This window comes from Sunxiuqinia rutila, from assembly GCF_050589705.1.
Classification (GTDB): Bacteria; Bacteroidota; Bacteroidia; order Bacteroidales; family Prolixibacteraceae; genus Sunxiuqinia; species Sunxiuqinia rutila.
This window is the reverse complement of record NZ_JBNGOT010000004.1, coordinates 258,615-278,456: the sequence shown is the minus strand read 5'-3', so window position 1 is coordinate 278,456 and position 19,842 is coordinate 258,615. Positions and strand designations below refer to the sequence as shown.

Sequence of the window (19,842 nt, the reverse complement as noted above, 5' to 3'; positions counted from 1 at the left end):
TAAGCTTGAATTCATGATGACAAAGATAAAAGCCAATCGCAATATTTTCATTGGTTTTGGAATTATCCTCCTTTTTATTTTAATCTCGTTTACTTATTTCTCACCCCAGCTTGAAGGGAAGCAGCTTGATGCGCATGACTTAAGCACTTTTAGAGGGGGTGCCAAGGAGCTGAGCGACTATCGGGCAGAAACAGGCGAGGAAGCGCTTTGGACCAACAGTATGTTTGGAGGAATGCCCTCTTTTCTGCTATCTACCAAATATCCCGGAAACTTAATTGCGAAGGTGCAAAGTGCGATTGATATCATCCCACGTCCGGCACGCTACCTGATTTTGATGTTTAGCTTGTTCTTTGTCCTGACGCTGCTTTTGAAGGTAAACCTTTGGGTAAGTGCAGTAGGTGCCATTGCTTACGGCATGTTTTCGTTCTTCTTTGTCATTATCGACTCGGGACACATGACCAAGGCTCATACCCTCACCTATATGGCGTTGGTGGTTGGAGGCGTCTTGCTGGCCTATAAGCGAAACGCTTTCTGGGGAAGTCTGTTGGCCGCTTTTTCCCTGTCGTGGATGCTGAGTGCCAATCATCCTCAAATGACCTATTATGCCGGAATAATGGTAATCATTATTGGCTTGACTTATCTGGTTGCCGCCATTAAAGAAAAAACATTGCCCGCTTTTCTGAAAGCCTCGGCCCTGCTTGTTGTTGCAGCACTGTTGGCTGTTGGAACCAACTTTTCGCGTTTGTCTACCACCTACGAATATGGGAAATACTCCATGCGTGGAGAGTCGGAGCTAACACCGCAGGACGACAACCAGACTTCGGGACTTGATAAGAGTTATATTCTGGATTATAGCTATGACTTAGGAGAAGCGATGACCGCTTTTATTCCGCGGTTTAAAGGGGGTGGAATGGCTGAGCCGCTGGGCGAAGAATCGGAAGTTTACCAGTTCTTTGCCAAAAATCAGGGGAAAGCGCAAGCCCGTCAAATCAGCCAAAACCTGCCTTTGTATTGGGGCACTCAGCCCATTTCCAGTGCTCCGTTTTACTATGGCGCCGTTCTTTGTTTCTTGTTTGTGCTGGGCTTGTTTGTGCTGAAAGGAAAAGATAAATGGTGGATTGTTGCCGTGGTGGTCGTTTCCTTCCTGTTGTCGCTGGGGAAAAATTTGGGTTTCCTCAGTCATTTTATGGTGGACTATTTCCCGTTCTACAACAAGTTTCGCGATGTTAAAAACATCATTGTCATCCAGCAATTTGCAATGGCTTTGATGGGAGTTCTGGCGGTGAAGGAGATTTACCTGAATCGTGAAAATCAAAAGGAATTACTGAATAAGCTAAAATATAGTTGGTTTATTGTGGGAGGTTTGGCTTTGGTGTTTGCGGTACTGCCCGGGTTAGCGGGCGATTTCCGTACGCCTTCAGATCTTCGGTTGGTGCAGGCAGGCTGGCCTGAGCAACTGATGGAAGCTTTGCGTGCCGACCGGCGAATGGTGTTGCGCACCGATGCTTTTAAAACCTTTCTTTTTGTTAGCATTGCAGCCGGTGTAATTTGGCTGTACCTCAAACAGAAAATTAAAGCGACCTATGCCTTATTAATCTGGGCCTTGTTGATTTTTGTTGACCTGTGGCCGGTGAATAAACGTTATCTGAACAACGACGATTTTGTTGCTGCCCGTAAAGCTGAAGTTCCGTTTACGCCAAGCGTAGCTGATCAGGAAATTCTGAAAGACAAAAGCCTGGAATACCGGGTGCTGAACCTTTCAGTTAGTCCGTTTAACGATGCTTCTACTTCGTATTTCCATCATTCTATTGGAGGTTATCACGGGGCCAAAATGAAGCGTTATCAGGAATTGATTGAATTTGAGATATCTCCGGAAATACAGACTCTTGGATCGCGCTTGCAGCAAGTGTCCACGCAGGCTGATATGGACGCTGTGTTTGACGGACTTGGTGTACTCAATATGCTCAATACAAAGTATGTGATTTACAATCCAAAGGCAGCTCCTTTGTTCAACTCGCAGGCTTTAGGCAATGCGTGGTTTGTAAAGGACATCAAGCTGGTGCAAAATGCGGATGAGGAAATAGCTGCACTTGAAGGTTTTGATCCCACAGCTGAGGCCATCGTTGATGAGCGCTTCTCCGATGCAATTAGCCTCGTGAGTTTCAGCCCCGGCAATCAGCCGGTTATTGAGTTGAAGGAGTACCAACCGAATTACCTGAAGTATGAAGCTACAGTTGGCGAGGGAACGCCCTTGGCGGTGTTTTCTGAAATTTACTATCCTAAAGGATGGAACGCCTACCTTGATGGTCAGTTGGTAGAGCACGTACGGGCCAATTATGTGTTGCGGGCTATGCCTGTTCCTCAAGGTATTCATGAAATTGAGTTTAAGTTTGAACCGCAGTCTTATGTTATTGGAAACAGAATATCACTGGCAAGCTCATTGATTCTTATTTTGGCCTTGTTGGCAGTTGGCTTTGTAGAAATTAAAAAGAAGACCAAAAATGAAGAAGAAACGTCCGGCGAGGCTTAAGCGCCGCTTAGTCAAATCTTATCTTACTTCGACAATTAGCATTACCCTGGTGCTGTTCCTGGTGGGTATGTTGTCCTTGCTCATTTTAAATGCCGAACGTTTGTCGGATTATGTGCGCGAGCATGTTGGTTTTACCTTGGTGCTGAATGATGATGTGCGTGAAGCGGAGATTTTACGACTTCAGAAAATACTGAGTGCGACCAGTTATGTGAAAGCGACAAAATACGTTGATAAAGAAGAGGCCGCTGAGCAACTGACCCAAGAGCTGGGCGAAGACTTTGTCGGCTTTTTAGGCTTCAACCCGTTGTTTTCGTCCGTTGATGTGAAATTGCATGCCGCTTACATGCAGCAGGATAGTTTGTCTATTCTGGAGAATAATTTTCTGGCTTACCCTCAGGTTAAAGAAGTGTATTACCAGCGCGATTTGGTGCGAATTATCAATGAAAATGTAAAGCGTATCAGCTTTTTCTTGTTGGTATTTTCTGTTTTGCTGTTGTTTATTTTCTCTACCTTAATCAACAACACCATCCGAATAGCTATTTATTCACAACGTTTCATTATCCACACTATGAAATTGGTGGGAGCTACCCGCTCGTTTATCCGCCGCCCCTTTATTCTGAAAAATGTTTTTTACGGCGTTTTGGGGGCGTTGCTCGCTAACCTGAGTATTGTTGGTTTGGTGTTTTCCTACCGGCAGGATTTCGAAGGTATACTGGATTCCCAGCAGCTCGATACCTTAGCCATAGTGTTTTTGATTGTGTTGGGTTTTGGGGTGCTTATTTCGTGGCTGTCCACTTATTTTTCAGTAAATAAGTACCTTCGCATCCGTTACGATGAACTTTTTTACACTTAAGTTGTCTGTGGCTATTAGAAAAAATGGTATTTGTTAACTTCTTAAACAATAAAGTGAGGTTGCAGACCGATTATTAGAAATAGAATTTTTACTTTCGCAAAAGGAAAAAATAAGGACCTATGTTAAAGGAAAAAAAGGAAATACAAAATCAGACTTTCGCCTTGGGGAAAGAAAATTATAAATTGCTTTTGATTGGCTTCGCCATCATTGTTATCGGTTTTATCTTAATGGTTGGTGGTAAAAGTGACGATCCTTCGGTATTCAATCCTGAAATTTTCAGTTTCAGAAGAATTACCCTGGCACCACTCATCGTCTTGTTTGGTTTCCTATTTGAGATCTATGCCATAATGAAACGATCCAAAACGGGAAATTAATCAATGAATGTTTTTCAGGCTTTTTTATTGGGTATTATTCAAGGATTGACCGAATTTTTGCCCGTTAGTTCAAGTGGACATCTGGAAATTGGTCATCATTTATTAGGGGTAAAAGGTCATAACAACCTGTTATTTGCGGTAGTGGTTCACGGAGCCACGGTTTTGAGCACTTTGGTCGTTTTTCGCAAAGATATTCAGGCTCTTTGTAAGGGATTGTTTGCCTTTCAGTGGAATGACGAAACCCGTTATATTCTGATGCTCTTTTTATCGGCAGTTCCGGTGGCTGTTCTGGGCCTTTTTTTTCGTACCCAAATCGAAGAACTTTTTACGGGTAACCTTGTGTTTGTGGGGAGCATGCTGATTGCAACTGCCAGCTTACTCGCGTTTACGTATTTTGCAAAATCGAAGGGCAAGCCAATCGGCTGGCTCGATTCCCTAATTATTGGTGTTTCTCAGGCGATGGCTGTTATGCCGGGCATTTCTAGAAGCGGATCGACCATTGCGGTGGGTTTGTTGCTTGGCAAGAAAAAAGAGGACATGGCCCGTTTTTCCTTTCTAATGGTGCTTATACCTATTATTAGTGCCAATTGTATTGATCTGTTTTCACATTCTTCAACAGAACCTGGCGAGGTTGGAGCTTTGCCCTTAGCCGTTGGTTTTGTGGCTGCTTTTATCTCCGGTTTGCTGGCATGCAAGTGGATGATTAAAATTGTAAAACAAGGCAAATTGATTTATTTCGCGGCTTATTGTCTGGTTATCGGGTTAATTGCTATCTTTGCGGGCTGAAAAACAGACTTCCAAGATCGGAAAAAACAAACTAAATCTTTTGTCAATGGGGGAGCAACCCAAAAATTTTGACTTCATCAAAGGTGAAGTATTGCTTTTTGATAAAGCCCTGGATTGGACTTCGTTTGATTTGGTGCAGAAAGTTCGTAACAACCTTTGCCGTGCCTTGAAAATTAAAAAGTTAAAGGTAGGGCATGCAGGAACATTGGATCCGAAGGCAACCGGACTCATGATTCTGTGTACCGGAAAAGCCACCAAGCAAATTGAAACTTTTCAGGCTGGAGAAAAAGAGTATCTGGCCACGTTAAAACTGGGCGCAACTACGCCTTCGTTTGATTTGGAAACCGAAGAAGATGCCCAGTTTGAAACCAGTCATATCACCAAAGAGCTGATTGATTCGATCATCGAGCACTTTGTTGGCGATGTGGAGCAGGTGCCGCCGGTGTTTAGTGCCGTGAAAATTGATGGACAACGGGCTTATACACATGCCCGAAAAGGCGAAGAGGTAAAAATGCGGTCACGAACAATTCACATCCGGGAGCTGGAAGTTTTGGATTTTTCAAATAACAAGTTGGAAATACGGGTCGTATGCAGTAAAGGAACCTACATTCGATCATTGGCCCGTGACATTGGGAAAGCGTTGAATAGCGGGGCTTACCTTGTTGGTTTGAAACGCACGAAAATTGGCGATTTCAAGCTGGAAGATGCCTTCTCGGTGGACGACTTCCTAAAAAATATTGACAAATTTGTAACTAATTGAAGATTGCCCCGTAAAAGGGGGTTCTGAATTATCGCATAAATTATTCATCTATGAAGTTATCTAAGTTCAAGTATAAACTGCCTGAAGAACAGATTGCCTTGCATCCGTCTGACAATCGAGACGAGTCGAAACTGATGGTTTTACATCGTGATACTCGTAAGATTGAGCACAAGTTATTTAAAGATATTACGGAATATTTTGACGACAAAGATGTCATGGTATTCAATGACACCAAGGTTTTTCCGGCGCGTTTATATGGAAACAAGGAGAAAACCGGTGCTGAGATTGAAGTATTCTTACTTCGGGAGCTGAACCGTGAACAACGGCTTTGGGATGTATTGGTTGATCCGGCTCGCAAAATCCGGATTGGTAATAAATTGTACTTTGGCGAAGACGATATGCTGGTAGCCGAGGTAATTGACAACACGACTTCTCGTGGGCGTACTTTACGTTTCCTGTTTGACGGGCCTTACGATGAATTCAAAAAAACACTTTACAGCCTGGGAGAAACGCCGCTTCCGAAATTTATTCAACGTCCAGTTGAAGCGGAAGATAAAGAGCGTTACCAGACGATTTTCGCCAAGCACGAAGGTGCGGTTGCTGCGCCTACAGCCGGGCTGCACTTTAGTCGCGAATTGCTGAAACGTTTGGAGATTATTGGCGTTGACTTTAGCTATGTGACTTTGCATGTTGGCTTAGGAAACTTCCGAAGTGTTGACGTAGAGGATTTGACCAAGCATAAAATGGATTCAGAGCAAATCTGGATTCGGGAAGAAGCTTGTGATGTGGTGAATGATGCCAAAATGAACAAGCGGAATGTATGTGCGGTGGGAACTACCGTGATGCGGACATTGGAAAGTTCGGTTTCTACGCAAGGGCATTTAAAACCTTTTGAAGGATGGACCAATAAATTTATCTTCCCTCCCTACGAATTTAGTGTAGCTAACCGGATGATTACTAACTTTCATCTGCCTATGTCAACCTTGTTGATGATGGTGGCTGCCTTTGGAGGCTATGATTTTGTGATGGAAGCTTACCAAAAAGCAATCAAGGAAGGTTATCGCTTCGGAACGTATGGCGATGCCATGTTGATTCTGTAAACGATCAGACATAAAATATTTCCCGAAAGGCTGTCAAGTAATTGACGGCCTTTTGTTTTTTAGGCCTCGGATTGTGGTATTTCCCTGTAGTCAATATTTTTGTACCTTGAAAACCATTACCATCCTGACTTTTAAATGAAAATTGCGGATTATGAAAAAACGAATTCTGCTGACCCTATTGGTAGTCATCCTTCTTGCTGCCGGATACTTTTTGAACTTGTTACTGCCTGTTGCCACAGGCTATGCTGCTAAAAACCTGGCTTCAGGTATTTTCCTTTCCGGACGAAGCCAGGAAGCACTGGAGGCAGAGGACCTGAACTTTTCGATCATTGCCTATACCAACAGTACGGTTGATTTTGAGAATCGTGAGGTGGTTAGTCGCTTGTTGTGGTGCAAATCGAAAGCAATTTATGTGGATGGTTATGGATGTACTTTGGTGGAAGATTTTTCAGAAGAAGAAATTAAAAATCGCTCATATAAAGCTTTAGAGCCTCTTCCTGCCCGACCGGATACTCTGCCTTGGCCCATTGGAGATTTGATGCCTGACAGCCTTCCGGAAGGCCTGAAACCGGACAGAATGAATCAGGTGGTTGAGCAGGCCATGTCGGATTCCTTACCTTTTAAGGGGAGTTTTGCCGTGATGGTAGTTTATAAAGGGCAAGTGGTTGCTGAAGCCTATCGGGATGACTTCTCAGCCAATACCCGTTTTTTGAGCTGGTCCATGGCCAAAAGTATGACCAATACGTTGGTTGGACTTCGGGTTAAAGATGGTGCGTTGGCTATTCATCAACCTTTGCCGGTAGAAGCGTGGCAAGCCGACGGGCGAAAGGCAATTACCCTGAATAACCTGCTGCAAATGAATAGTGGTCTGGCCTGGAATGAAGGGTATGGTGGTCTTTCAGATGTAACCGTTATGTTGCACAAGGTTGGCGATATGGGCCTATATGCGCAAGAGAAAGCTTACGAGTTTCAGGCTGATTCCGTTTGGGAGTATTCCTCCGGATCAACCAACTTGGTGTGTCGTGAGTTTCGCAAGTCTTTTTCCCGTGAAGAAGACTATTTTGCCTTTCCACGTCAGCGGCTTTTCAATCCGTTGGGGATGACCAGTGCCGTATTTGAAGTAGATGCCTCGGGAACGTTTGTTGGCTCGTCGTACGTGTACGCCACCATGCGCGATTATGCCCGCTTTGGGTTGCTGTATTTAAACGATGGAAAATGGCTCGGACAGCAACTCCTGCCTGAAGGCTGGGTGGATTATACTACCGATGTAGCCAAGGGGTCGGGCGGACGTTATGGCTCCTCTTTCTGGCTCAATCAGTCGGGTGAATTTCCCGATGCGCCGCGTGATTTGTTTTTGTGCCGGGGGCACGATGGCCAGTTTATCTGCATGATTCCTTCCAAAGAGTTGGTTGTGATTCGCACGGGCTACTCCAAGAAAGGTGAGTTCGACTTGAATCAATTGTTAAAAGGCGTGTTGGAGAGTTTGGAATAAGATCGGCTTCACAAATAGATAAATTGCAAAAATGCCTGCATGCTTTGAAATAGCATGCAGGCATTTTTGCAATATCTTCTGCGTGATTAAGAATTAGCCAGCATTGAAGGGGAGTGTGCAGCTATTCCATATTGTGCCGAGCTTATTCTACCTGGTAATTGTAAAAGCTGTTGTCTTCGTTACCCACTACCAGGTTGAAATACGAATTACCGCGATTGAAATAGCCAATGGTAAAATCGGTATTACCATGTAGGGGGAACCCATCATACAGGCTGCCATCGGCGTTTACCAGATAAACCCGGTTCTCGGCCCGGCAAACAACACCGATTTTACGGTCGTCATTGGCAAAGGTGTAATAGTTGGGTTTGCTCGATATTTTGCTGTTAAACTCTCGTTCAAAGATCTTCTTTCCTTGGTGGTTAAAAGCCCACAGCTCATTATCGTCAGCAAAAATAAAGTCTGTTTTTCCGTCGGCATTCAGGTCGGCGGCTTCAAAGAAATGGTTTTTGCCGAACTTCTGGGTCTTAATTACCTCGTGAGTGCCATCGAAGTATTCTAAATGAACCTGCCCGTTAATATCCGTTGTGGCAATGGCTGCCTGCCGGGCTTGTATCAGGTAAAGGTCGTTTGCGGAATGTTCAAAGTTGTTGCTGGTTTTCACCCGTGTGTTGCCTCGCCGGTCCAAAATATAGGTTTTGTACTGGTCGGCGCAAACCAAATAATCCTTGCCACCTACACGGAAGTGTTTGACAGGAGTGGTCACGGGGCCGTCAGTTCCTGTAAAACCCCAGCCTTTGACCAGTTTTCCTTCATGGTTGTATGCATAAACCTGTTTATTTTCGCAAGCAATGAAGAACCGGTAGTTGCGGTTGTTATCATAGTCGAAAAGAGCAACCCCATTGGAGGCTGGAGATCGGAAGTTGATGGGATAGCGTGCCACATTATTGCCTTCCCGGTCAATGATGTGCAATTTATCTTTGGTATTGAATAAGTATTGGAGCTTCCCGTTTTTGTAGTAGTCTATCTGATAAATCTCACTCATTATCTTCCCCGGAAGTTGCACTTTCCAAAGGCTTACGCCTTCTTTGTTAATCAGACAAAGCTGATGTTTGTTGTCTTGAATAATGACTTCTTTGTTGGCCTGATCGTTGTGGTTGGTCACCAGCTGAGGTTTAATGGCTACGGTGGAATCCAGTTTGCTTTGCCACACGGTTTGCGGTTCCTCTTTCAGAACTGGGTCATATTTCAAGTACAGGTTATTCAGGAATTGGCCCGAGTTTTCGGAGAGCTGCCAGCTTAGTGCGTGAAACTTCCGGATAGATTGTTCGTTTGTGTTCAGCAATTGCGCGGGCTTTTCGTTCAAATAGTAATTCCCCAGGTAAAAGGCTTTTGAGAAATTGAGGTAGCTGTTCAGCGTAGAACGGCTGGCCAGCTGCTCGCTAAATTTCTGAAATTGGATATCATTTTGAAGTGTCTCAGAAAGCACCAGATTGTGAAGATAATGTTTCAACGCGGCGCTGTTGTCGGCAAAAATCAGGTAGTTGTCGTAGAAGCTCAGGAAGCGGCTTTCGGTGCCTGAAAAAACTTCGCCAAAAAGGAGTTCCGGCAGGTTGGCAAACGGAAACTCGTAAATTGTAAAGGAACTTGCGTTTTGAATTTCATACTGGCTTTGCATTTCCTGCAAGCTGGTTTTGTTGGCTTTGGCATAATTCTCGAGCACCGGAAGCAGTTTTTCACGGGCTAGCGACTGTCCTTTTACCTCGGCAATAAAAAAGCGATTGTTGGCCGGATCGTTCTGAGTAACTGTTCCAAAGGCCAGCGCAAATTCATTTTTGGCAATCTCGGTAAACAAGGTTTGGAAAGGAACTTTGCTGTAGCGTTCAAGCTTTTTTAGCTGGGTTTCGCGGGCATAGAACAGACCTTGTTTTTTGAGGTATTCTTCGTAGTTGCTGTAAAATGTACTCAGGTCGTCAAGGGCCAGATTGATGAACAGGCTGGTGTTGGCCGAAAGGGCTTTGGTAATGTCTGTTCGAATGGGCTTTTGGCCGCGAAATACCGACAAGTAGTTGTGGTTGTTCGGGTTGGAAAAGCTGAAGCCGTTCAGCAACAGGTTGGTATTTTTGATGTTTACGTCCAGCTCGGTCCAGTCGGAAAAACTGCCAAACAGGTTCAGTTGTTTGCGGAAGTCGCGTGGCACCAGGCCGGAAACTAAACCGGGAAAACGATCATGCTGAATGTACAGGTTAAAGTCTGAGTTGGAGCTGACTGTAGCGTACAAGTCTTGCAGCTGTTGGTTGTTGGTCAGGTTTTCCACCGTCATTTGCCGGATGGCTTCTTCCACAAACAGGGCATAACGGCTAAACAGCATCACCCCGTCTTTAAAAGCAAAGCTGAAGGTTGTTCCGCCGTTTTTCAGCTGGTAAATTTCCTCCTCATCGTATTCGCGCGAGCTGATCTTTCCGTTTTGAGCAGCTGGCAGGTTGTTGAAGTAATTCAGGATCGTGGCTTTCTCTTTGCGGTCGTTTAAGCTGGCCACAAACAGGCAACCAACATTGTTCTTTCCTTCCGCATTAAAAGCCACCAACACCGACTTGTCGGCCAAAACTTTACGAAAAGGAGCACTGGATTCAAACTGGCTCTTCAACACCTTAACATCTGCAAAAAAGGTCTCCAATTCGCTAACCTGTTGCAGCTCGGCAACTAAAGGGTTTTGCGAATCCATTTTATCAAGCAAAGCATCCAGTTCTGGAATCTCAACAATCAAGGGCGTTTTAACCGGGATAGCACGAAAAGAAGAGTTGTTGTCGTAGCTCTTCGACTGCTCCTCCATCAAAAAGAAGGCAGCAGCAGCTATCAAGACAAAAATGAGCAGAATCGGTATGATGAGCTTGCGCATAATCTGATTTTTTATCAAAAATAACAAGAAAGTCAGGCAGCGGCGAAATATTTTGGCCTTGAATTTCGGATGACTTATTAACCAGTCATTCTTAATTTCGTTGCCCGGGCGGTTTTATTTTCGCTGATGAACTTCACTGGCTGGAACTATTTTGTATAATTTATCGGAACGACGAATGGTTTGACCCAGCTTAATGGAGAACCGCTCGCCTCGTTTGGTTTCTTCAACAGGTTTTAAATCAACACGTATTTCTTCCACGGTAGCTTCTACCACGCCGGTGGTTTGGCCGGTAATCAGAATTTCATCGCCCACCTGAAGTTTGCCGGCTTCCATTTTAAATTCGGCCACACCCAGTTTGGAGAAATAGTTCATGCCCTTGCCTAAATACAATTTACGCTTGGTGGCCACCGAACCGTAGTTCTTGCTCCACTCGCCCAGGCGTTGCCCCAGGTAGTAGCCATCCCAGAAACCACGGTTGAAAACCGTTTTCAGGCGTTCGTCCCATGCGCTGATCTTCTCATCGGTAAATTCGTTGTTGAAGTAGGCGTCAACAGCCTCGCGGTAGCATTCCACCACTGTTTTAACATATTCGGGAGAACGTGCCCGCCCTTCAATCTTCAGGACCGAAACGCCGGCATCGAGCAATTTATTTAGAAAGTGAATGGTTTTTAAGTCTTTGGGCGACATGATGTATTCATTGTCAACCTCAAGTTCGGCACCGGTTTCCTTGTCGGTTACGGTGTAGGCCCGGCGACAGGTTTGCATGCAGCTTCCACGGTTGGCCGATGAATTCATCTCCTGCAGGCTTAGGTAACATTTGCCTGAAACAGCCATGCACAGGGCTCCGTGGACAAACATTTCAATTTGAATGAGTTTACCTGCCGGTCCGGTGATGTTTTGTTCTTTTATTTGTTTGCTGATTTCCCAAACACGTCCGAGGTTCATCTCACGTGCCAGCACCACCACATCGGCATATTGCGCGTAAAACTTTACCGCTTCAATGTTGGTGATGTTCACCTGGGTTGAAATGTGCACCTCTACTCCTACGCTGTGGGCATAGGCAATGGCGGCAATGTCGCTGGCAATGATGGCGGTAATGCCAGCTTCCTTGGCGGCATCAATAATTTCGTGCAGCTTGTCCAGCTCATTGTCAAACACAATGATGTTGACCGTAAGGTAAGTCTTAACCCCATGCTTGGTGGCGATGTCCACAATCTTCCTGAGGTCTTCCAAGGTGAAGTTGTTGGATGAACGGGAACGCATGTTGAGTTTTTCAACCCCAAAATAAACCGATCCAGCTCCTCCCTGAATGGCTGCGGCCAATGATTCGTAGGAACCTACCGGCGCCATAATTTCTATATCTCTTCTTTCCATCCCGGTTGTTTAATTGATGGGGGCAAAAGTACTAAAAATATACTTCAGAAGCAGGGGATTCAAGTGAGTGCCTGAAATTATTGAATGACCATGTAATCACTCTTCCCATGAGCCTTTCTGACTTTCCCCTACTGCGCCAAGGTGAAGCGGAAGCTCAGCCCAAAGTTGGTGTTGGAGGTTGGGAATGACAAGGAGGTAAAGGGCTTGTTGATGACCTTGTCGAAATAGACGCGCATTTGGAACCGGTCGCTGAGCATGTAGTCGGCGGTGGTTTTAATGGTAATGGCGTTTTGTCCGGCTGTTAGCTGGTTGGTTGCCTCTACCAGTTTGCGAATCAGGGTTTTGTTTTTGCGGAACGACACGTCGGCCCGGATATTTAGGTCGTTGGAATAGGCCTTTTGCGAACGCTTGGTTTTGATGATTAAGTCCATGCGCTCGAACCGGTAGCCCAGTCCAAAGGTGTACTCGTTGGTCAGCACTTCGGTGAGCTGGTTGTTGGCAAAGTTAAGCGCCAGGTTGCGGCTCCGGCTCACTTCGGCACGGGTAGTCATATCATTCAGCCAGGTAACATCCATGTTAATCAGCGGGCTGAACTGTTCGTTGATGCTCACCACGTTAATGTCGTATCGGCCAATGAAATTGCCGCTCAATTCGTTCAACACATAGCTAAAGCCATCATTGTACGCCTGGTCATTATAGCTCAGGTTGGTAATGAATGAACCCACATTGTAGCTGGAGCGGTAAGCATGGTTGATGTTGAGTGTTTTGAGCACTTTATTCAAGCCTTCAATTTTGGTCACTAGGCCATCATAGGTCACCCGCCAGTTGGGGCGCATGTGTTTGATGGAAGGGAACGGATCGAGTGACACTTTGCTCGGATCCTGACCAGTGTAGGCGGCAATAAAAGCCGGAATCAATACCTGCTGCGAGGTAGGTCCGTAGCCCGCCGGATAGCCTTCGGCAATGGAATGCGGCGCCTCGGGGCTGTAGCCCACAGCCGGGTTGGCAATGCGCTGACCGGCCAAACGCCAGGCAATGGTTCGGCGGTAGTCCATCATTTCCTGAAAAGGAGCTGATTCCTGAATTTCGGCTTCGCCAATTTTGCTGAAAGCAGTACTCCAGGTGTTGATGGACATGGAGAAGTTGCCTTGCAGGGTTCTGCTGTTGGAACTGAAACTTCCGGATGTATGGTCGTAGGAATAGTATTCCTGCATGTTTTCTGAATACGAACGGTTGGCCGTCAGGTCGATGCGCAGAAAGGGAATAGGCTCCACGTTGGCACGAATGCTGAAGGTTTCGTTGTGGTTCATCCGGTACGGCGCATTCAGGGTGGTATCATTGGTGTACCAGCCTTTGCTGATGGCTTTGCGGGCAAAATCATCATCCTGCCAGCCAAAAAGGAAAGGGAATCCGGGCGCATTGCTGCTGCCAATGTTGCCAAAGGTTACCGGGTCGGGCGTGTAATTACCGGCACCAAAGAAGGCGGGCTCGGGCAGGAATCCTGGCATAATGGTTCCATCGGAACTGGAGTACGAGACCGAAATATTCTTAACACTCATGAGTGTGCGCGCTGTGTATTGCGCTATTTTCAGCATCACGCCATCGCCGACTTCCCGTTTTCCGCTTACGCGAACCATCACCTGACTGGTGTTTTCCGGAACGGTTACGGTCACCCGATTTTCGTTAACCACCACCACTTCTCCTTCTACCTGGCCTCCTGTGGGGTTGACCAAAGTAACCTGTACATCTTCTGTTTTCAGCTTGTGGTTAATTACCTTGGCCGTGTTGGCTTTCAGGTTGGTGCGGGCACTTTCGTAGGTAACAATCTTGTATCTTGGATCTTCCTGCTTGCCTCTGGAGCGCGTTGCGGCCTGAGCGCGGCTGCGCGAGCTTCGTGCCGAGCGGGTGTTGGAACCAAACTTCTGGTTCACTTCTTTCAGAAACGACACTTTGTTGTACAGGTTAAGCATGTTTACCTGTCCGTTCAGCTGGGCCACCCGGGCATTTTCGGCCGTATTCCCCAGTCGGGTCGACTCGTCGGTAATGGGGCCCGCATACCAGTCGTACTGCGCCTGGTAGCGTCCGGTTGCGCTTACCCAGTTCAGGAATGGAATTTTGTTGAGCGGTGCCACATACGAAGCGTTAAACGTATGATGGTATAAAATGGGGCGTCCCAGGTTGAGCAGGTTGGTGATGATGGAGTCTCGTTTTAACTCATAATCATCATCGCGCCGGTTAATGCGCCCGGCCGGCTCATCAATGCGGGCGGTTCCCTGCGAGGAGAAATCCAGTTTCAGCGACCGGGTCAGGTTGAAGTTCAGGTCGAAGTACCTGTTCCAAAGAAATTCCTTGTCGAAGGTGCGGGGAATAATCATATTCGGATTGGTCAGGTTACGGGCCTGCACTTCTTTGTAATGCCGGTAAAGGTCCGTGCGGTACGACAACTGGGTAGGCATGGGGTAGAAGTTAAAATCCCGAACCAGCTGAAGGGCTCTCCCTTTCAGGAAATTTACTTTTTTGAAAGGCTCCACCAACTTCGGACGATTGTTGAAATTGTAGCTAAACATCCCCCGGTAGTTTTTTTCCAGGCTGTATTCGGTATTCACGTTCCGTTTCTTCATCTCGTTGTAAGCATAGGTTACCGAGAAGTTGGTCGGATCATACAGGCGTGGTTTGCCGGACTTACTCATTTTGTCAACCTTCACGTTCGTGAAGTTAATGCTCTTGCGGCTGACATAGTCCTGAGCGATCTGTTTCAGCGAGTCGCGTTCCGACCGGGAATCAAGCTGATCGACAGCATCCTTCATTTCAATATCCGGATCCAGCGGATTGTATTTGGGATTGCTGATGCTTTTGGAAACTCCCACATACAGCGGAATGCGAACTTTGGCCTTTTCCGGGAAAAACTTGCCCAGCTCAAAGTTGGATGAAATGTCGTATTCCACCAGGTCGTCCAGTGCACGCTCGTTCATGGTTTGATCAATGCTTCCGAAACCGGAAGAACGGGTGCGTCCGGCCACCACCACGGATCCCAGGTCGGCCAGTCGGGCTGAAACCCGGGCATTGGCAGCCCATCCACCTTCTTCATCAAAGTCGGTTAAGCGGAGCTCATTGGCCCATACCTCTACCGATTTGGGGCCGGGGTTGAGGTTGCCCTGCTGTTTATGACGGACTCCCATTAGGATGACACCTACCTCAGCCAGGTTGGGCGTTCCTTTTACCTTCACAATATTTTTGTTGTTGTTCCATCCCTGGTGCGAAGTCTCGTAAACATCGGAAATATTGACAGAGGCTCCGGCTTGGCGAGACAAGGCATTCCGGGCCATTTTGGCTTCGGTAAACAGGTCGAGCGGAATGTCAATCCGGTTTTCATCGGGCCAAACCAGGTAACGCTGGCTTTCAATGTCGCCATTGTAGAAGCCGGGTTCGGTCAGTTTTAGCGGAACTTCATACTCGTAATAGTTGTTTTCGTCGGTTCCCAACCGGATGAAGTAATGCAGCTGATCGTCGTTAAGCGGATAGCCATCAATTTCTTCGGCATGCAGCTCCAGTTTAAGGCGACGATAACGCCTGAAGTCCATGCCCAATGTTTTGTAGGCAGCCCGCACATCTCCCATTTGCAGGTCGATGACTTTCAGTACCAACGACTGTTCGTTAAGCTGCAGCAGCTGTGGGTTTGCCGGGTCAATCACCCGGTCGATTCCCGGTGGAAGAATGTAGTTTACAGGTTCTCTCCGACTGTTTTCTTCAATGTTGACTGCTGATATTTCAAATTCGGTTTGCGGGCTTGGAGGCACGCTTGTTTCATCAATTTCATCGGTAAACCGTCGCCAGTCGGCTCGTACCAGGTCCATGGTTGCAAAACGCAGAATGGTGGTGTCCTGAAAGCCTTTAAGGAATACCCGCATGAAGCGAATGGAGCGGAATTCGTCCATGTCAATCTTGTTTTCAAAAGCACTGACAGGGACTTTAAACTGGTACCAGTTAACTTCCTGAACACCTCCGCTGGGGCCTTCACTTTGGCCCACCCGAATATCGGTAATGAAGTTTTGACCCAGTTGCATGTCCTCGGGGCGAATGCTGATGCGGTACTGGAAATAGCGTTCGTATTCGTTCAGCGTATTGTCGTTATTAATGTCTTCAATATCGGGCATGGTAGAGGCCGTTGTGGGGTACGACTCAGGCGACATCTCTGAGGTGGGAGAGTTGCCATCCGGCCCGTTGTAATTCTTGTACCGCGTTAGAATACTAGCCTGTTCCGCATCAAAATCTGATCCGCGGTAGTAATGATAGTTGTCACTGGCCGGGTCATTCAGGGCTTCGGTTAAAGCGGTTTGATCCAGGATGCCTTCCAGTGCCTGTAGGTAGCTTTGGAAAAACGAGCGTTCGTCATCATCGTTTAAGCCATCAAAACCAACATCCTGAAATTGGCGCGAAACCGGATCATTGGCAAAAGCATTTACGATGGATTGTTTGGTGGAGACGCGTCCCCAAACAGTGGTGTCTACATCCTGCAGCTCGGCTGTTTCAGGCAGGCCATTTTCAAAGGATTTGCGCGAATCTTTCAACAGGTCTTCCGAAATATCTCCAAGGTTGAAATACAGGTCACCTCCCTCAGTTGCAACTCCGTTTTGCTTGTCGTACACGAAAGGATCCATCATCCAGAACTCGATGTATTCGATGTTGGCAGCTTCAAAGTCAGTCGTTTCAATTTTACGCATGATTCCAGCCCAGCGCGACTCCGGGTTGTTGAGTTTACCGTCTGAGTTAACCCCCGCAGAGTAGGCTGATGGAGCCGTGTCGAAGTTGTAAGGCCCTTTTTCGTTGGGGTAGTAGGCCAGGTCAAGCACAGGAATGTTGGTGGGTGTTCCGGTGGGTGTTTCTTTATCCGGAAAAATTTCTTTTAAAAAGACCTCGCGTACAAAGTGATTGCGCTGTTGGTTGCGGTCGCCTTTGATGTGCGAAGGGGTTTGTGAGGTGTTGCGCAAAAACAGCGGGTCAATGATGTACCAGGCCAGTTTGGCGCGGTTGTATCCGTAGGCCAGGTCGTCGTTCAGGTTTCCTTCGGGAAACAGGTCTTCCTGCTTTTGTGGAGTACTGGCCAACACCCATGCCTGTCGTGCTTTGAGGTTGATGGATGTTTTGGTCGCTTCAAAGTCATCAATGTAAACAGTTCCTTCTTTGTCAATTACCTTTGAGTGCCCGGGGACTAGCTGGGCAAACTCTGCCTCCATGGAAATGGATGACGGTTCTTTGGTTTCAATAAAAGGCAGTTTGTCTACCAGCGTGGTCAGCAGGTTAGACTCGGTATTGTAGTTCACATCCAGCCCCCAGATGGTGTTGGAAATCGGATCTTCGCCATAGGTGACTTTTTGTGTCAGTGGGCGTTCGTTCATGTGCAGCACAGTTGCCCCCAGGTTGAAATTGTCGGAGAAGGCATAGTTGGCGTGGGTTCCTACCAGTGTTTTGCGCTGTACACTAAACAAGTCTTCACTTTCAGTGCTGATGCGAATGGGGGTTCCGGATTCCAGCAGACCGGCATTGATGATTTTTACGCGCCCCAGGGTGTAGTCAACGGTGTAGTCGATGTACTCCTGCAGCTCGCGTCCGCCGGCAGTTACTTTAACCGAGCCTTGTGCTACGTTCATTCTTTCCAAGGCAATTTCAGAGCTGGAAGAGCCTTCGTAGCTTCCTTTCAGAATAAATTTGTTGTGTTTGGTATCTTGCTCGGCATAGGTTTTTGTCGAGTCGTAAAGCGAATGGTAAGCATACTTTTCAGCCAGGGCAGGGTCAGAGATGGAATCGGCCAGGTGGCTTCCAAACGGCTCCAGCACCGGGAAAATGATTCGCCCGCTGGATGAAAGAACGGTGATGCCTTCAATGTAGTCAAACACACCATCTGACCCCGGATCGAGCTGCGTATTCAGGTTGTCAACATTCAATACATTCAGCAGGATGTGTCCTTCCAGGTTGGTTTCGGGAAGGTAGTTGATGTCGGTTCCCGAGTCGTTTTGGTAGAGCACATCAAGAATGAAGTTTTCCTTGGACAACTGGTAGGCATTCAGGCTGTAAATGTTTTTCATCATCAGCTTCCAGGTCGGGTAGCGGGGTGACAAGTTGGTGCCCTTCAACAGCTTCATAACAAGGGTCTGCGGTGCCTCAATGCCATCGGTTGAGAATTCACCCACCTGGTAAGTTTTGCCGTTGGCCGTGTAGTTGTAGGCTACCATCAGAACTTCATCCGTATTTAGCGAAGAGTTCAGCGAAACGTAGCCCAGGTTTTCATGGACAGTATATTCCGAAGGGCTCAGCTTCCGGGCTTGTTCTACTTTCTCAAAATCCTGACCACCTTTAAAGTTGAAGGCATCCAGGCTTTGCATGGTTTTATTGATCAGGTTGGCTTCGCGGATGTCGCTGTAGCTGGTTACAATTTCGGTGTACAGGTTGTTGGCCTCGTTAAACGGATAAATGTTTTCCGGATAGGGCCTTGTTGTCGTTTCCTGAAAGCCGGGAACTGTGTTGTAAATATTTTTCTGATGTTCGCCTAGGTCCATAAAAGCCAGTATGTTCCGGGATTCATTGGTTTGATTAGATTTATTGGTTACCCAGACTTCAATTTTATTGATGGTGATGGAGGACCGGACAACGGGTAGCTTGGCCAGGGCTTCGTTATACGTATCACGAAAGTACTGCGCCAGGAAAAAGTGGCGGTTGGCATCGTAGTCCAGTACTTCAATTTCAAACGTTGATTTTTGGGCTCCTCCTTCTGTTTCAATGACCTGCGTTTCTCCTTTGTTTTGAGAGAAAATGGTGGTCAGGTTCAGTTTTCCAAACTGCATTTCGGTTTTCACCCCAAACAGGTTGGTTCCGCCAGTGATCAGCGATCCGTTGAGGGGTAGCGACACGTTACCGGCTTCGACTTTTTTGAGAATTTCATCTTCATCGCCGGTATAGTCGATGTTCATCTTGTTTTCATAGTCGAAAGTCGCCTCGGTGTTGTAATTGACCCGCATTTTCATCTTTTCGCCAATGCTTCCCATGACGTTCATCTGGATCTTTTGGTCGAAGTCGAAGGTTGGAGTTTTGCGTAGGCGCTCGGGAATTGCCGGGTTTTCAATGGCATTCATCTGGTAGCCAAAGCTTACTTCAACATAACCTTGCGGACGGATGTCAATGCTGTTGCCTCCAAAAATCCGGTTGAAGGCTTCGCCACCAACAGTCAGGCTGGGAATAACCGAACCCTGAGTTTCCATGTCAAGCTGGTTGCCTCGGGTACGCCAGTAGTTGCGAATCGAATTTTTAAAGTCGTAATCGACAAACTCCTGGAGGGTCATGGTTTTTGGGAGCCGGTAATTCAGGTTCCCAATCTTCTCATAGAAAATGTACTCACCGGTTTCCGGGTCATACTCCATTTCGGTGTTGATGTTGGACGGGCGGCTTAAAAAGAGCTCGGAACTGTCTTTGCTGTCCGGAAATTCAAAAACCGGCTCATCCTCAAAAGGGTAAGGAAGGGTGCCGGTTGTGTCAATTTCCAACGAATCGGTAATAATGGCATTGCTGGTCTTTGTCTGTCCGTTGGTAGGGGGTGGAGACAATATCCAGCCCATGCACAGTACTCCCGGAAAAACAACTGTTGCAAGGATATTTGTTAAGCTCTTTTTCAATGCCAGTCTTTTT

The 19,842-nt window shown here is 46.8% G+C and carries 10 protein-coding genes; 7 read left to right on the top strand and 3 right to left on the bottom strand.

Annotation, left to right across the window (positions count from 1 at the left end; all coding sequences use genetic code 11):
* Positions 1–13 precede the first annotated feature (13 nt).
* From ACRD6K_RS06585 to ACRD6K_RS06555, 7 genes are all read left to right on the top strand, one after another.
* Positions 14–2,530: a YfhO family protein gene (locus ACRD6K_RS06585; RefSeq protein ID WP_430972596.1), complete on the top strand. Its 2,517-nt coding sequence runs from the start codon at positions 14–16 to the stop codon at positions 2,528–2,530.
* Positions 2,502–3,383: a cell division protein FtsX gene (locus tag ACRD6K_RS06580; protein ID WP_430972595.1), complete on the top strand. Its 882-nt coding sequence runs from the start codon at positions 2,502–2,504 to the stop codon at positions 3,381–3,383. The genes ACRD6K_RS06585 and ACRD6K_RS06580 overlap by 29 nt, the downstream gene beginning before the upstream one ends.
* A gap of 119 nt (positions 3,384–3,502) precedes the next feature.
* Entirely contained in the window at positions 3,503–3,757 is a 255-nt protein-coding gene (locus ACRD6K_RS06575) for a DUF3098 domain-containing protein (RefSeq protein WP_430972594.1), read from the top strand.
* Positions 3,758–3,760: 3 nt separating this feature from the next.
* The gene (locus ACRD6K_RS06570) at positions 3,761–4,543 is read left to right on the top strand and encodes an undecaprenyl-diphosphate phosphatase (RefSeq protein ID WP_430972593.1); all 783 of its coding nucleotides are present in this window, start codon (positions 3,761–3,763) and stop codon (positions 4,541–4,543) included.
* A 46-nt stretch (positions 4,544–4,589) separates the two neighbouring features.
* Positions 4,590–5,303 carry a tRNA pseudouridine(55) synthase TruB gene (gene truB / locus ACRD6K_RS06565; RefSeq protein WP_299579062.1) on the top strand — a complete coding sequence of 238 codons (714 nt, stop codon included), beginning with the start codon at positions 4,590–4,592 and terminating at the stop codon, positions 5,301–5,303.
* Between the two features lie 50 nt (positions 5,304–5,353).
* Complete coding sequence (gene queA / locus ACRD6K_RS06560) at positions 5,354–6,403, top strand: tRNA preQ1(34) S-adenosylmethionine ribosyltransferase-isomerase QueA (RefSeq protein ID WP_299579060.1); 1,050 nt, start codon at positions 5,354–5,356, stop codon at positions 6,401–6,403.
* Positions 6,404–6,554: 151 nt separating this feature from the next.
* The gene (locus ACRD6K_RS06555; protein ID WP_430972592.1) at positions 6,555–7,895 is read left to right on the top strand and encodes a serine hydrolase domain-containing protein; all 1,341 of its coding nucleotides are present in this window, start codon (positions 6,555–6,557) and stop codon (positions 7,893–7,895) included.
* A 142-nt stretch (positions 7,896–8,037) separates the two neighbouring features.
* Here the strand turns inward: ACRD6K_RS06555 and ACRD6K_RS06550 are convergent, their stop codons facing one another.
* The 3 genes from ACRD6K_RS06550 to sov form a co-directional block, all read right to left on the bottom strand.
* On the bottom strand, positions 8,038–10,791 hold the full coding sequence (locus ACRD6K_RS06550) for a hypothetical protein (protein ID WP_430972591.1): 2,754 nt from the start codon (positions 10,789–10,791) through the stop codon (positions 8,038–8,040).
* A 114-nt stretch (positions 10,792–10,905) separates the two neighbouring features.
* Positions 10,906–12,165 carry a peptidase U32 family protein gene (locus ACRD6K_RS06545; protein WP_430972590.1) on the bottom strand — a complete coding sequence of 420 codons (1,260 nt, stop codon included), beginning with the start codon at positions 12,163–12,165 and terminating at the stop codon, positions 10,906–10,908.
* A gap of 128 nt (positions 12,166–12,293) precedes the next feature.
* Positions 12,294–19,829, bottom strand: a complete 7,536-nt coding sequence (gene sov / locus ACRD6K_RS06540) for a T9SS outer membrane translocon Sov/SprA (protein WP_430972589.1) — start codon at positions 19,827–19,829, stop codon at positions 12,294–12,296.
* Positions 19,830–19,842 lie beyond the last annotated feature (13 nt).

Bases quoted from the DNA above. Each gene is read 5' to 3' on its own strand.
- ACRD6K_RS06585 (WP_430972596.1), top strand. From the start codon at position 14: ATGATGACAAAGATAAAAGCCAATCGCAATATTTTCATTGGTTTTGGA.
- ACRD6K_RS06580 (WP_430972595.1), top strand. From the start codon at position 2,502: ATGAAGAAGAAACGTCCGGCGAGGCTTAAGCGCCGCTTAGTCAAATCT.
- ACRD6K_RS06575 (WP_430972594.1), top strand. From the start codon at position 3,503: ATGTTAAAGGAAAAAAAGGAAATACAAAATCAGACTTTCGCCTTGGGG.
- ACRD6K_RS06570 (WP_430972593.1), top strand. From the start codon at position 3,761: ATGAATGTTTTTCAGGCTTTTTTATTGGGTATTATTCAAGGATTGACC.
- truB (WP_299579062.1), top strand. From the start codon at position 4,590: ATGGGGGAGCAACCCAAAAATTTTGACTTCATCAAAGGTGAAGTATTG.
- queA (WP_299579060.1), top strand. From the start codon at position 5,354: ATGAAGTTATCTAAGTTCAAGTATAAACTGCCTGAAGAACAGATTGCC.
- ACRD6K_RS06555 (WP_430972592.1), top strand. From the start codon at position 6,555: ATGAAAAAACGAATTCTGCTGACCCTATTGGTAGTCATCCTTCTTGCT.
- ACRD6K_RS06550 (WP_430972591.1), bottom strand. From the start codon at position 10,791: ATGCGCAAGCTCATCATACCGATTCTGCTCATTTTTGTCTTGATAGCT.
- ACRD6K_RS06545 (WP_430972590.1), bottom strand. From the start codon at position 12,165: ATGGAAAGAAGAGATATAGAAATTATGGCGCCGGTAGGTTCCTACGAA.